Origin of the sequence: Frigoribacterium sp. Leaf172, assembly GCF_001424285.1 — a bacterium.
Classification (GTDB): Bacteria; Actinomycetota; Actinomycetes; order Actinomycetales; family Microbacteriaceae; genus Frigoribacterium.
The window spans coordinates 611,270-625,140 of sequence record NZ_LMPB01000002.1; the positions used below are offsets into that span (position 1 = coordinate 611,270).

Sequence of the window (13,871 nt, forward strand, 5' to 3'; positions counted from 1 at the left end):
CGTCGGTCGATCAGACGGTGCGGGGAGCCGAGAGGGTCGCGACGGCCTCGGCCACGGGCACGGGGGTCCGCTCGCCGGTCCGGCGGTCCCAGAGCTCGACGACGCCCTCGCCGGCCGACCGGCCGACGACGACGATCTGCGGCACCCCGAGGAGCTCCGCGTCACCGAACTTGACCCCGGGCGAGACCTTGGGCCGGTCGTCGTAGAGGACGTCGAGACGGTTCGCCTCGAGTTCGGCGGTCAGCCGCTCCGCGACCTCGAAGACGACGGGGTCCTTGCCGGTGGCGACGACGTGCACGTCGAAGGGGGCGACATTGGCGGGCCAGACGAGGCCCTTCTCGTCGTTGTTCGACTCGGCGATGACCGCGAGGATGCGCGTCACGCCGATGCCGTACGAGCCCATGGTGACCGTGGCCTGCTTGCCGTTCTCGTCGAGCACCTTGAGGCCGAGCGCCTCGGCGTACTTCCGACCGAGCTGGAAGACGTGGCCGATCTCCATGCCCCGGGCCGTCTCGATCGGCCCCGAGCCGTCGGGCGCGGGGTCGCCCTCGCGGACCTGAGCGGCCTCGATGACGGCGTCGGGGACGAAGTCGCGGCCGGCGACGAGACCCGCGACGTGCACTCCCTGTCGGTTCGCGCCCGTGACCCAGGCCGACCCGTCGACGACACGGGGGTCGACGACGTAGCGGATGCCGGAGTCGGACTCGAGCCCGAGGACCTGCGGGCCGAGGTAGCCCTTGACGAGCACGGGGTGCTTGGCGAAGTCGGCCTCGCCGGCCGCCTCGACCTCGGCGGGGGCGAAGGCGACCTCGAGGCGCTTCATGTCGACGTCGCGGTCGCCGGGCAGACCGACCACGACCAGCTCGCGAGAGCCGTCGAGGTGGCTGAGAGCGACGACGACGTTCTTCAGGGTGTCGGCCGCCGTCCACTCGCCGCCGTCGGGGCGTGCGTGGTGCGCGTTGAGCTGCGCGACCAGCGTGTCGATCGTGGGGGTGTCGGCGGGCTCGAGCTCGAGCGCCTCCGGGAGACCGTCGAGGGGCACGGCGCCCGGCACGACGGTCGTGAACGCCTCGACGTTGGCGGCGTACCCGCCGGCGGAGCGGACGAAGGTGTCCTCGCCGACGGCCGTCGGGTGCAGGAACTCCTCGCTGCGGGAGCCGCCCATCGCGCCGGCGTCGGCCTTGACGATCACGTACTCGAGGCCGAGACGCGTGAAGATGCGCTCGTAGGCGTCGCGCTGCGCCTGATAGCTGGCGTCGAGACCGGCGTCGGACACGTCGAACGAGTAGGCGTCCTTCATGGTGAACTCGCGGCCGCGCAGGAGTCCGGCACGCGGACGCGCCTCGTCGCGGTATTTGTCCTGGATCTGGAAGAGCGTCAGGGGGAGGTCCTTGTACGACGAGTAGAGGTCCTTCACGAGCAGCGTGAAGGCCTCTTCGTGGGTGGGCGCGAGCAGGTAGTCGCCGCCCTTGCGGTCCTTCAGACGGAAGAGAGCGTCGCCGTACTCGACCCAGCGACCCGTGACCTCGTAGGGCTCCCGGGGCAGCAGAGCGGGGAAGTGGACCTCCTGGGCCCCCGCCGCCTGCATCTCGTCGCGGATGACGGCCTCGATCTTCGCCTTGACCCGGAGGCCGAGAGGCAGCCAGGCGAAGACTCCCGGCGCCTGGCGACGGATGTACCCCGCGCGGACGAGGAGCCGGTGGCTGGTCACCTCCGCATCGGAGGGATCTTCACGGAGGGTTCGGACGAAGAGCTGGGACAGACGTGTGGACACGGCCCTAGCTTAGGGCCGACGCCCGTTCGCTCCCGTGGCACGGAGCAGCCGGGCGCCACCCGACCTCACCAGGGACGGCCGTCGTACTCCTGCGGATTCTCGTCGTAGTAGCGCTCGCGGTCGGCGTCCTGCTGCTGCTCGCGCCGGCTCTGCTCGCCCTGGTCGCGCAGCCGGTCGAGCGGGTCGCCCGACCCGCCGCCGCCCTCGCCCTGGTCGTCGCCACCGGCGCCGGGCTCGCCCTCGTCGCCGGGCTGCCGATCGCCGCCCTCCTGCTCGCGCTGCGCCTCCTCCTCCTTGTCGCCGAGACGACCGTCGGCCTCCTCGAGGGGTTCGGACGTGTCGGGCGCCGCCGCGTCCTCCGGCGGCAGGAAGCATCCCTCGGGCGCCTCCGCGATGGCCTCCCGCCCCTCGCCGAAGAGCTCCTCGGCGTCGTCGAAGCGCTGCTCGAGAAGGGCGGCGTCACCCTGCGCCTCGATCGTCAGCACGAGGTTCGTGCGGATGACGCACGAGATGGTCGGGTCGTCGGGGGCCAGACGCAGGGCCGTGCCGAACTCCTGCCGGGCCACGTCGAGGACCCCGATCCGGGCGTAGCCCGCCCCGCGATCGAAGTGATGCACCCAGGGTTCGACGACGTTGGCCAGCCCGAGCGGCTCACTGAACGAGGTGCTCCGCTCGTAGGCCCCCTCGTCGTAGGCCCATCGGGTGAGACCCGCCAGGACGGGCAGGCTCAGCAGCTTGACCGCCACGAGCAGCGCCACGACGACGACCGGCAGCGACCACAGCACGAGGCGTCGTCGGAGGCGACGACGGTACGCGTCGACCGCCGTCTCGTCCACAGGCGAGGTGCCGCCCCACCGGTCGACGGGCGGGGGGCCGGTCACGGCCGTCACGACCGTGCCCGATCCGCCGAGCGGGGAGCCGAGGAGGCGCGGGACGACCCGTCGCCCCGGGCCGGCCGGATCTCCCGGAGCGCCTGCAGAACGAGCAGGACGTCGAGGAGCACCAGGACGACGAGGGGCACCGCGGCGAGCCAGTAGAGCTCGGTGACGCTCTCCGCGCGCGCGTCGGTCGAGACCACGCGGCCGTCGCGAGCATCGGCCACCGCGGCGTCGACCGGGGTGTCGGCCTCGCGGTGGACGTAGGGGACGCCGAGCTGGTCCGCGATCGTCCGGAGCGCCTCCTCGTCGATGCGGGACACCGCCTCGGGCGAACCGGCCCGGGTGCGGTCGACGATGTACTCGTCGGTCGAGTAGTCGTCGCCGTAGCCGTCGAAGACCTTCATGCGGCCGCCCTCGGCGGTGCCGTAGCCCAGCACCGCTCCCCCGTCGACGTCATCCGCCGCGGCGGCGAAGGACCCGGGGTCCTCGTCGGCCGTCTGCTCGCCGTCGCCCAGGTAGTAGACGACGTTCGCCCGTCCGGGGTCGGTCTCGCGCGCTTCGGACAACCGCTCGGCGAGGAGGTCGTTCGCCTCGCTGATGGAGCTGCCCGACGAGTAGTAGGTGATCTCGCGGTTCATCACCCGGGCGGCGGTGAGGAGCGCCGACGCGTCGTCCGTCAGCGGCGTCCGCAGCACGGCCGAGCTGTCGAAGGAGATGAGCGAGAAGCGGGCGCCCGCCAGCTGCTCCGTCACGGAGGCCACGTCGGCACGCACGCCGTCCAGGCGAGGGGCGCCGTCCCCCCAGTCCTCCGCCGCGATGCTCGAGGTCGTGTCGACGACGAAGAAGACGTTGAGATCCGCCGCCGACGCGGGCGACGAACCGCCGGGCACCCCGGGGCGTGCGGCGATGACGAGCAGCAGCACGACCACGGCCGTCCGCCGCGCCCACGCCGCCCTGAGGCGGGGACTCCGGCGCTCGGCCACGAGCCGCCAGCCCGCGAAACCGCCGAGCACGGCCGCGGCGACGATCAGCACGCCGACGGGCAGCACGGGATCGAACACGACCGGCGTCACAGTCGCACCCGCCAGAGGAGCACGAGCGCGGCGGCGGCGGCGAGCAGCCCGGCGATCGCGAGACCCCTCGGGTCATCGGTCACCACGAGCCGGCGGGTCCCGGTGAACAGGCCCGCCTCTCTCGCGTCGATCCGCTCGATGATCCCGGCCACGCTCGTCGCGTCGTCGAGCGCGTAGTAGGCCCCACCCGTCGACTCGACGGTCGTCCGGAGCTCCGCGGCGACCTCGTCGGCGACGGCGTCGGTCGAGTAGTCGGCCGGGTTGACCGCGTAGACGCGGACGCCGCGCTCGGTCGCGAGCTCGCCGGCCTCGGGCAGCGTGACCAGCGCCTCGCCGTTGACGTAGTTGTCGGTGGCCAGCACGATCGAGCGCGGTCTCGTGCTCTCGCCGTCGCCGTCGCCGTCGCCGTCGCCGTCGCCGTCGAAGCCGAGCAGGCAGGAGGCGAGGCCGTCGCCGATCAGGCTCGCCCCGCTGCCGAGGTCGGTTCCCGACCAGTACCGCGTGCCTTCGTCGCCGGCGCTGTCGAACGACTGCCGGTAGAGCTCGAGCTGGGTGCGGACGAAGTCGTAGTCGTCGGTCAACGGGAACGCCGTCACCGTCGAGCTGTCGAAGAGCGACAGACCGATCCGCTCTCCGTCGAGACCCTCCGCGAGTCGACCGAACGTCTCGACGATCTGCGAGTCGACCTCGGTCATCGACCCCGAGACGTCGAGGCAGAGCATGATGTCGCGCTTGAACGACGGCGGCTCGACCACATCGACGCTCGACACCCGCGAGGCCAGCAGGCCCGCGACTCCCCCGAGCCCGATCAGGCCGACGAGGGCCGCGACGAGCACGAGACGGTAACGGGAGACCAGGCTTCGGTAGACGGGGAGGCGCGTGAGACGTTCACCGTGCGCCACGGGTGTGCCGAGACGCCGCCGTCGATCGCGGTCACGGCGCCGACGGCGGACCTCGAACAGGGTCACCCCGAGACAGACGAGCGCCAACAGGAGCGGCATCCACCAGAAGATCAGGCCCATGAGCGCACGACCTCCCGAGCGGTCTCGAGAGCCTGCGCGGGCTCGCCCGGCCGCAGCCGTTCGAACGCCGGCGGGTAGAACTGCGCGACCGCCCCCGTGAGTCGCGGCAGGTCCGCCTCGCGGAGATCGGCGAGGGTCATGACGTGCGTGTCGACCCCGTCGGTCTCGTGCACGAAGAACCGCAGCAGCAGACTGAGCCGTGAATGGACCGCGCGGTCGTCGAGGACCCCCTCCTCGGACGCCGACGCGATCTCGTCGATGAGAGCGAGGTAGCGGCTGCGGAGCGAGGCGAGATCGGCCGATGGCTCCCGACGGAGGGCGAGCCGCGCCTCCGGAGGCAGCCGACGCGCGGTGAATCGCGCCACGAAGACGAACCAGCCCGCCACGAGGAGCAGGAGGACGAGACCGAGCGCCGTCCACAGCACCCAGCCCGGGTACTGATAGGGGCCGAAGAACCCGTTATCGGCGAGCACGGCGGTGCTTCTCGATCAGGGCGAACAGCGCCGGCACGACGGCGGCACGACTGCCCACGCGTTCGCTGCTGATGCCCAGCGACCGCAACCCGCGCACCGTCCGGTCGTGCAGCGACTCGTCCGCGCGATCGAACTCGCGCCGGAGCTCGCGGTTCTCGCGCAGATACGCGGGCAGCCCCGCCATCTCATGGACGTCGTACACGTCGGTCGCCCGGCTCCCGCGGGTCATGAGATCCGCGTCGCCGACGGTCAGCCAGACGATCTCGTGCTGGGCGCGCAGCCGACGGAGCAGCCGGGTGAGGCGGTCGTCGAGAGCGACGTCGTCGGTGACGACCAGCAGCAGGGAGCGACGCCGCACCCCGCGAGCGACCCAGTCGAGCAGGCCCACGAGGTCGCTGCGCGCCGAATCGAGCGAGACCCGGGCGTCGATCCGCCTCAGGAGCATCTCGAGATGCGCCTCCGTGCCGCCGGACGGGAGCGCGACGGCCCCGGATTCGTCGCCCATGACGAGCGAGACCGTGTCGCCGTGGGTGGCCGCGATGTATCCGAGCGCCCCGGCAGCCATCACCGCGATGTCCTTCTTCGTCTCGCCCCCGGCCGCGGTCGCCGCCATGTTGCGACCCGTGTCGACGACGAGGACGAGATGCTGGCGCCGGCTCGCGATGTAGCGCTTGACCAGAGGCTCCCCGTGCCGTGCCGTCGCCTTCCAGTCGATGTCCTTGACGTCGTCGCCCGCCACGTACGCCCGCAGATCGTCGAAGTCGTGGCTGCGACCGTGGTGCACCGACGCGTATCCGCCCTCGAGGAGATCGAGGGTGCGCCGATGAGCGAGCAGCGACATCGTGGTCCGAACACGGAGGAGCAGGCCGGGCACGGTGGTCAGGGCGTCTGCACGGCGCCGAAGACGGCGTCGATGATGGTCTCGGGGGCTACCTCGTCGGCCGTGGCCTCGTAGCCGAGGATGATGCGGTGCCGGAGCACGCCGTGACGCAGGTGCTTGACGTCCTCCGGGATGACGTAGTCGCGCCCGTGCAGAAGAGCGAGCGCCCTGGCCGCCTGAGTGAAGGCGATGCTGCCTCGCGGGCTGGCGCCGAACCGGACGTAGTCGGCCAGGGAACCGGGCAGGTACTGCTGCGGGTGGCGGGTCACGTAGACCAGCTGGACGATGTAGTTGACGATCGACGGATCGACGTAGACGCGCTTCGCGAGACCCTGGAGGAACAGGACGTCGTCGAGCGAGACCCCGGTGCGGGGCTCCGGCGCCTCGTCGTCGTAGACGCCGGACTCGATGCGTCGGATGATCTCGGCCTCGTCGGCGGGTGACGGGTAGTCGAGGACCTCTTTCAGCAGGAACCGGTCGAGCTGCGCCTCGGGAAGCTGGTACGTGCCCTCCTGCTCGATGGGGTTCTGCGTCGCGAGGACCAGGAACGGGTGCGGCAGCCGGTGCACGACGCCGCCGATGCTCGTCTGACGTTCCTGCATCGCCTCCAGCATGGCGCTCTGGGTCTTGGCGCTCGATCTGTTGATCTCGTCGAGCAGGACGAAGTTCGAGTGGACCGGCCCGAGACGCGTGACGAAGGTCGACTGCCGGGCGTCGTAGATCTGCGTGCCGGTGATGTCGCTCGGCAGCAGGTCGGGGGTGCACTGGATGCGCGTGAACGACGCCTCGACGGACTGGGCGAGGGTCTGGGCGGCCGTCGTCTTGGCGAGACCCGGGACGCTCTCGAGCAGCACGTGGCCCCCGGTGACCAGAGCGATGAGCAGGGTGTCCCGGAGCGAGGTCTGCCCGACGACCTTGCGCGAGAACGCCTGCGACACGGCGATGACGACCTCGCGTGCCCGGTCGAGCTCGCCCGGGGTGATCGGGCCGCGGTCTGGAGCAGCAGGCGGGGGCGTCGTCGTGTCCGTCACGCGCCCACTGTAAACCAGGCGGCCATCATCGCCCCTGAGCGGGATGACGAGCGCGGATGCCGGCGGAGCTACCTCCGGAGCGCCTTGCGGGCCAGCGTGTTGCCGACGTACTGGACCAGCTGCACCAGCACGATGATGAGCAGGACGGCGGCCCACGTGACGACCGGGTCGAACTGGCGGTATCCGTACAGCAGGGCGAAGGCGCCGAGACCGCCGCCGCCGACGTACCCCGCGACGGCCGACATGTCGACCAGCGCGACGAAGATGAAGGTGTAGCCGAGGATGAGCGGCCCGAGGGCCTCGGGCAGGATGATGCTCCGGATGATGCGGAACGGGCCGGCTCCCGCCGCACGGGCCGCCTCGACGACTCCCGGCTGCACCGTCAGGAGGTTCTGCTCGACGATCCGCGAGATGGCGAACGACGCCGCCAGCGACAGGGTGAAGATGATGGCCGAGTTGCCGACGCCGCTGCCCACGGCGACCCGGGCCAGCGGCTGAGCCGCGGCGAGGAAGATGATGAACGGGATGGGACGGAACACGTTCACGACCACGTTGAGCACGCTGAAGACGGCGCGGTTCGCGAAGAGCGCTCCCCCGCGGGTGAGGTAGAGGGCCAGACCGATCAGCAGCCCGCCGATGCCGCCGAAGAACAGGGTCAGCGCGACGATGTAGACGGTCTCGTAGGCGGCCTGCCAGAGCAGAGGCTGCAGTTCGATGAGGGAGTCCATGTCAGCGTCCTTCCGAAGCGGATGAGGGGAGCTCGGTCGCGGCGGCGCCCAGGTCCGCCAGGGCGGCGTCGATGTCGGTGGGCCTCCCCGACAGGGCGAGGGTCAGGGTGCCGAACGTCCGCCCCGCGATCTCGTCGATGCCTCCGTACACGATCTCGAAGCCCACGGCATGACGGGCGAGCGCACCGAAGACGTGCCCCTGGTCGACGCCGCCCTCGGAGACCCGGACCGTGACGAGCCTGCCGGCGTGCCGACCTCGGAGCGCCGTGAGCTCGTCGCCGTCGGGTGAACCCGCGACGACCGTCGACACGAACCGCCGGGTCGAGGTCTCGCGGGGTGCGGAGAAGACGTCGAAGGTCTCGCCGATCTCGACGACGCGCCCCTTGTCCATGACGGCCACTCGGTCGGCGATGGACTTGATGACGTCCATCTCGTGGGTGATGACGACGATCGTGATGCCGAGCTCGGCGTTGACCCGGCGAAGCAGGGCCAGGACCTCCTGCGTGGTCTCGGGATCCAGCGCGCTGGTCGCCTCGTCGGCGAGCAGGATCCCCGGCGAGGTCGCCAGGGCGCGAGCGATGCCGACCCTCTGCTTCTGTCCGCCCGAGAGCTGATCGGGGCGGGCGTGCGCCTTGTCCGCCAGCCCGACGAAGTGCAGCAGATCGCTGATGCGGCGCTGGTGCTCCGATCTGGGGACGCCGGCGGCCTTCAGCGGGAACTCCACGTTGCCCCAGACCGTCTTGGACGAGAAGAGGTTGAACTGCTGGAAGATCATGCCGATGCCGGCGCGCTTGACGCGCAGCTGCCGCTCCGACAGACCGGTGATCGGCGACCCGTCGATCTCGATCCGACCGCTCGTCGTCGGCTCGAGGGCGTTGATGAGCCTGACGAGCGTGCTCTTGCCCGCACCGGAGTAGCCGATGATGCCGAAGATCTCGCCGTCCGCGATCTCGAGGCTGACGCCGTCGACGGCCGTCAGCGGCGCCGCGCCCTTCTCGCGAGGCGGGTACGTCTTGACGACGTCGGTCAGGGTGATCGCGGGCATGGTTCTCCTCGTCGGGGGCGGGGCGGACACGACCCGCGCGCCGGCGTGGCGCGCGGGTCGTGTCGTGGGGTCGTGCTCGGCGTCAGCCGTTCTGCTCGACGAGCTCCTCGGTCTCGGAGAGCGACGACTCGAGGTCGGCGACGGGGACCTTGACGGTGACCGCGGTGCCGCCCGAGTTCTCGACGACGCCGTCGGTGACCGCCTGGGTGTCCTGGTAGATCTCGACGAGCTTCGCGTACGTCTCGTCGTCCTTGTCTGCCTCGCGCGCCGCGAACACGTTCACGTAGGGCAGCGCCTTCGGGTCGTTGGGGTCGTCCTGCGCGATGATGTCGTCGGGCGAGAGGCCGGCCTTCGTCGCGTAGTCGTTCGTGATGATCGACCCGTCGAAGTCGGGCAGCGACGTCGCGGCGAGATCGGCGGCCACCGGGGTGACCTCGACCGTCGAGGCGTCCGTGTCGATGTCGTTCACACCCGAGAAGATGCTGCCGCCGTCCTTCAGCTCGATGAGGCCGTTGGACTGCAGCACGAGCAGCGAGCGAGCGAGGTTGCTGGCGTCGTCCGGGACGGCGATGGTGTCGCCCTTCTCGAAGTCGCTCACGTCGGTGTACCGCTCGGAGTACAGCGGCAGCGGGTAGATGGCGGTCGAGCCGATCGGCACGAGGTCGGCGTCGGCGGCGACGTCGTACTGCGCGAGGTACACGATGTGCTGGAACTGGTTGAGGTCGACCTCGCCCTCCGTGAGCGCCGGGTTCGGCTGCTCGTAGGTGCCGAAGTCGACGAGTTCGACGTCGATGCCCTCGTCGGCGGCCGCGTCGACGAACGTCGCCCAGTAGGGGTCGCTCTTGCCGACGACGCCGATGCGGACGGTCTCGTCGGACGAGCCCCCGCGCGACACGGCGAAGCCGATCCCGACGGCGGCCAGCACGAGCACGACGACGACGATGATCGCGATCAGTCGGCCGGGGCCCTTCTTCGGGGCGTCGATCAGGGGGGTGGCGTCGGTCATGGGTGTCCTCTCGATGGCACAGGGAAGCCCCGAGGCCGGCTGCTGTGCGGACCATCGAGGCGCTTCCATGATGACGCACCCCGCCGCTCCGCGCTCACCGGGGAGTCACACGACGACACACACGTGCGCCTCGTCCGTCTCGGGGAGGGCACCACGACGAGGAGGCGCGGTGCGGCTCTCGCCGCGCCGCGCCTCCTCGGGGGGAACCGTGTCGTCAGACCGTCAGGACCTGAGGCGAACCGGTCTCGCCCGGGGGCATCTCGGCTGCGAGGCGGTTGGCCTCGTCGATCAGCGTCTGGACGATCTCGGACTCGGGGACCGTCTTGATGACCTCGCCCTTGACGAAGATCTGGCCCTTGCCGTTGCCCGAGGCGACGCCGAGGTCGGCCTCGCGCGCCTCGCCCGGTCCGTTGACGACGCAGCCCATGACGGCGACGCGGAGGGGCACGGTCATGCCCTCGAGGCCGTCGGTCACGTCGTTGGCCAGCTTGTAGACGTCGACCTGGGCACGCCCGCAGCTCGGGCAGCTGACGATCTCGAGCTTGCGCTCACGGAGGTTCAGCGACTGGAGGATCTGCAGGCCCACCTTGACCTCCTGCGCGGGCGGGGCGCTGAGGCTGACGCGGATGGTGTCGCCGATGCCCTCGCCCAGCAGGATGCCGAAGGCGGTGGCGGACTTGATCGTTCCCTGGAACTCGGGACCCGCCTCGGTCACGCCGAGGTGCAGAGGCCAGTCGCCCCGCTCGGCGAGCTGACGGTAGGCCTTGACCATGACGATCGGATCGTTGTGCTTCACCGAGATCTTGAAGTCGTGGAAGTCGTGCTCCTCGAAGAGGGAGGCCTCCCAGACGGCGGACTCGACGAGCGCCTCGGGCGTCGCCTTGCCGTACTTCTGCAGGATGCTCGGCTCGAGGGATCCGGCGTTGACGCCGATGCGGATCGAGACGCCCGCCGCCTTGGCCGCGGCCGCGATCTTGCCGACCTGGTCGTCGAACTTGCGGATGTTGCCGGGGTTGACCCGGACGGCGGCGCAGCCGGCGTCGATCGCCTGGAACACGTAGTTGGGCTGGAAGTGGATGTCGGCGATGACCGGGATCTGGCTCTTCTTCGCGATGATCGGAAGGGCCTCGGCGTCGTCGCGGCTGGGCACGGCCACGCGGACGATGTCGCAGCCGCTGGCCGTGAGCTCGGCGATCTGCTGCAGGGTCGCGTTGATGTTGGGGGTCGGCGTCGTCGTCATCGACTGCACGCTGACGGGTGCATCACCGCCGACGAGGACCTTCCCGACCTTGATCTGCCGCGTCTTGCGGCGCGGGGCGAGGACTTCGGGGACCTTCGGCATTCCGAGATTGACTGCTGGCACGTCCACATCGTAATCCTCGGCGCTGAGCGCCGAGTGACCGTCAGCCGAACAGCGAGATCGGGTTCACGATGTCGGCGTACACGAGCAGCACGCTCATGCCGCCGAGCAGGATGACGACGGCGAACGTCAGCGGGATGACCTTCGCGGTGTCCACGGGCCCCGGGTCGGGGCGACGCAGGAGCTTCGCGAAGCCCCGACGCACGGCCTCGACGAGCGCACCGGCGATGTGGCCGCCGTCGAGCGGCATCAGCGGGATGAGGTTGAAGACGAAGAGCGCCACGTTGAGACTCGCGAGGAGGTTGACGACGTAGGCGGCGCGGTCGACGATAGGGACGGAGTCGAGGCTCACGATCTCGCCCGCCATGCGTCCGACCCCGACGACGCTGACGGGGCCGTTCGCGTCGCGCTCCCCGCCGCCGAAGGCGGCCTCCGCGACCCCCACGAGACGCTGGGGCAGGTGGATGATCAGGTCGACGACGTGGGTGACGTTGGCCCACACGGCCGGCAGGACGGCCGTGACGGGCTGACGGGCCGTCTCGGTGGCGAAGCCGATGCCGACGAAGCCGACCTCTCGGGTCACCGGGGTGCCGTCCGCCTCCTCCTCGTACTGGCCGGTGCTCTCGTCGACGACGTAGCGCTCGGAGAGCGTGGGGGTGACCTGCAGCGTCCGCTCCGACCCGTCGCGGTCGACGACGACGTCGAGCGTGGTGTCGGCGGAGGCCCGGAGGACCGACGCGACCTGGTCGCCGTCGGTCATCGCCCGGCCGTCGATCGACACGATGCGGTCGCCGTTGCGCAGTCCCGCGGCGAAGGCCGGGGCCGGGGTCGCGTCCGTCGGGCACGACGTCGCCGTCGACCCGGCGGGCAGCACGCACTCGTTGACCAGGCCGACCGTGGTGCTCTCCCGCGCGACGCCGAAGCCGCAGAGCACGACGGCGAACAGGACGACGGCGATGAGCAGGTTCATCACCGGGCCGCCGAGCATGATGATGATCCGCTTGTAGACGGGCAGACGGTAGAACGTGCGCTCCTCGGCGCCCTCGTCGATCGTCTCGGCGCTGGCCGTCCGGGCGTCCTGCACGAGGGTCTGGAAGAACCCCGTGCTCGAGGCGCGTCCGGCGACGCCGTCCTTCGCCGGCGGGAACATGCCCGACATCGAGATGTAGCCGCCGAGGGGCAGCGCCTTCACGCCGTACTGCGTCTCACCCCGCATCCGCGAGAAGATCGTCGGCCCGAAGCCGATCATGTACTGGCCGACCTTGACGCCGAACCGCTTCGCCGGGACGAGGTGCCCCACCTCGTGCAGGGCGATCGACACGGCGAGGCCGACGACCATGATCAGGACGCCGACGATGAAGAGCAGAACGGTGAGCACCGGGCAAGGGTAGCCGTGCCGCGCCGGGAAGCCGCCACGGGATCACCCAGGCGACGCTGTGAACCCGAGCGCGCCTCCTCGGCCGACGGATGGTCGGCGCGTCAGCGGGCGAGCAGGGCGTCGGCCTCGGCCCGGGCCCAGCGCTCGGCCTCGAGGACCCCCTCGAGGCTCGACGGGCCGGCCTCGTGCCGGTCGACGACCTCGCGGACCGTGTCGAGGATGCCCAGATAACCCACCCGGCCGGCGTGGAAGGCGAGCACGGCCTGCTCGTTCGCGGCGTTGAACACGGCCGGGAACGTCGCGCCCGCCCGCCCGACCTGCTTCGCGAGATCGACGGCGGGGAACGCCTCGACGTCGAGGGGCTCGAAGGTCCAGGAGGAGGCGGTCGTCCAGTCCAGCGGACGCCCGACTCCTGCCACGCGGTCGGGCCAGGCGAGACCGAGCGAGATCGGCAGGCGCATGTCGGGCGGCGAGGCCTGCGCGATCGTCGAGCCGTCGACGAACTCGACCATCGAATGGACGATCGACTGGGGGTGGACCGTCACCTCGATGTCGTCGTAGGGCACGTCGAACAGGAGGTGCGCCTCGATGACCTCGAGCCCCTTGTTGACCATCGTCGACGAGTTGGTCGTCACGACGAGACCCATGTCCCAGGTCGGGTGCGCCAGCGCCTCGGCCGGCGTCACGTTCTCGAGCGATGACCGCGAGCGCCCGCGGAACGGCCCGCCCGAGGCGGTCAGCACGAGTCGCCGAACCTCGGACGCGGAGCCGGATCGGAGCGCCTGCGCGATGGCCGAGTGCTCGGAGTCGACCGGCACGATCTGGCCGGGCCGCGCCCGCTCGCGGACGAGGTCGCCCCCGACGATGAGGCTCTCTTTGTTGGCGAGCGCGAGCGTCGCCCCCGAGTCGAGCGCCGCCAGGGTCGGGGCGAGCCCGACGGACCCGGTGATGCCGTTCAGGACGACGTCGGCCTCGACGTCCCGGACGAGCGCCACCGACTCGTCGGTGCCGAGCGCCACGTGCTCGACCCCGAAGCGGGCCGCCTGCTCGCCGACCAGCTCGCGATTGGTGCCGGCCGAGAGTCCGACGACATCGAACAGGTGCGGGTTCCTCTGGATGACGTCGAGCGCCTGGACGCCGATCGAACCGGTGGACCCGAGGATGGTGATGCGTCGCATGAGGCCACCCTAGGCCCCGCCGCCGACGGGCCGGGAGCCGTCTCG

13 protein-coding genes are annotated in these 13,871 nt (G+C 70.8%); all 13 read right to left on the reverse strand.

From position 1 onward, the window contains the following. Nucleotides 1–10: 10 nt before the first annotated feature. Nucleotides 11–1,774, reverse strand: coding sequence for a proline--tRNA ligase (locus ASF89_RS09140; protein WP_200937142.1), 1,764 nt, complete (start codon nucleotides 1,772–1,774; stop codon nucleotides 11–13). 65 nt (nucleotides 1,775–1,839) lie between these two features. Further along, nucleotides 1,840–2,655 (reverse strand): hypothetical protein, encoded by an 816-nt coding sequence (locus ASF89_RS09145; protein ID WP_156463361.1) that lies wholly within the window; start codon nucleotides 2,653–2,655, stop codon nucleotides 1,840–1,842. 5 nt (nucleotides 2,656–2,660) lie between these two features. After that, the gene (locus tag ASF89_RS09150) at nucleotides 2,661–3,713 is read right to left on the reverse strand and encodes a VWA domain-containing protein (protein ID WP_235484059.1); all 1,053 of its coding nucleotides are present in this window, start codon (nucleotides 3,711–3,713) and stop codon (nucleotides 2,661–2,663) included. Between the two features lie 8 nt (nucleotides 3,714–3,721). After that, complete coding sequence (locus ASF89_RS09155) at nucleotides 3,722–4,747, reverse strand: VWA domain-containing protein (RefSeq protein WP_055814025.1); 1,026 nt, start codon at nucleotides 4,745–4,747, stop codon at nucleotides 3,722–3,724. Beyond that, entirely contained in the window at nucleotides 4,738–5,220 is a 483-nt protein-coding gene (locus tag ASF89_RS09160) for a hypothetical protein (protein WP_055814029.1), read from the reverse strand. Before ASF89_RS09160 ends, ASF89_RS09155 begins: the two co-directional genes overlap by 10 nt. Further along, nucleotides 5,207–6,094, reverse strand: coding sequence for a DUF58 domain-containing protein (locus ASF89_RS09165; RefSeq protein ID WP_156357326.1), 888 nt, complete (start codon nucleotides 6,092–6,094; stop codon nucleotides 5,207–5,209). The genes ASF89_RS09160 and ASF89_RS09165 overlap by 14 nt, the downstream gene beginning before the upstream one ends. A 5-nt stretch (nucleotides 6,095–6,099) precedes the next feature. Next, entirely contained in the window at nucleotides 6,100–7,131 is a 1,032-nt protein-coding gene (locus tag ASF89_RS09170) for a MoxR family ATPase (RefSeq protein ID WP_156463362.1), read from the reverse strand. 68 nt (nucleotides 7,132–7,199) lie between these two features. Next, the gene (locus ASF89_RS09175; RefSeq protein ID WP_055796800.1) at nucleotides 7,200–7,859 is read right to left on the reverse strand and encodes a methionine ABC transporter permease; all 660 of its coding nucleotides are present in this window, start codon (nucleotides 7,857–7,859) and stop codon (nucleotides 7,200–7,202) included. A gap of 1 nt (nucleotide 7,860) precedes the next feature. Continuing rightward, a complete protein-coding gene (locus ASF89_RS09180) occupies nucleotides 7,861–8,904 on the reverse strand; it encodes a methionine ABC transporter ATP-binding protein (RefSeq protein ID WP_055796796.1) in 1,044 nt (347 codons plus the stop codon). 82 nt (nucleotides 8,905–8,986) lie between these two features. Further along, on the reverse strand, nucleotides 8,987–9,910 hold the full coding sequence (locus tag ASF89_RS09185) for a MetQ/NlpA family ABC transporter substrate-binding protein (RefSeq protein ID WP_055796794.1): 924 nt from the start codon (nucleotides 9,908–9,910) through the stop codon (nucleotides 8,987–8,989). A gap of 214 nt (nucleotides 9,911–10,124) precedes the next feature. Next, on the reverse strand, nucleotides 10,125–11,273 hold the full coding sequence (ispG, locus tag ASF89_RS09190; protein ID WP_200913444.1) for a flavodoxin-dependent (E)-4-hydroxy-3-methylbut-2-enyl-diphosphate synthase: 1,149 nt from the start codon (nucleotides 11,271–11,273) through the stop codon (nucleotides 10,125–10,127). Between the two features lie 40 nt (nucleotides 11,274–11,313). Continuing rightward, on the reverse strand, nucleotides 11,314–12,648 hold the full coding sequence (locus tag ASF89_RS09195; protein ID WP_235484061.1) for an RIP metalloprotease: 1,335 nt from the start codon (nucleotides 12,646–12,648) through the stop codon (nucleotides 11,314–11,316). A 101-nt stretch (nucleotides 12,649–12,749) separates the two neighbouring features. Then, the gene (gene dxr / locus ASF89_RS09200) at nucleotides 12,750–13,826 is read right to left on the reverse strand and encodes a 1-deoxy-D-xylulose-5-phosphate reductoisomerase (RefSeq protein WP_055814032.1); all 1,077 of its coding nucleotides are present in this window, start codon (nucleotides 13,824–13,826) and stop codon (nucleotides 12,750–12,752) included. Nucleotides 13,827–13,871 lie beyond the last annotated feature (45 nt).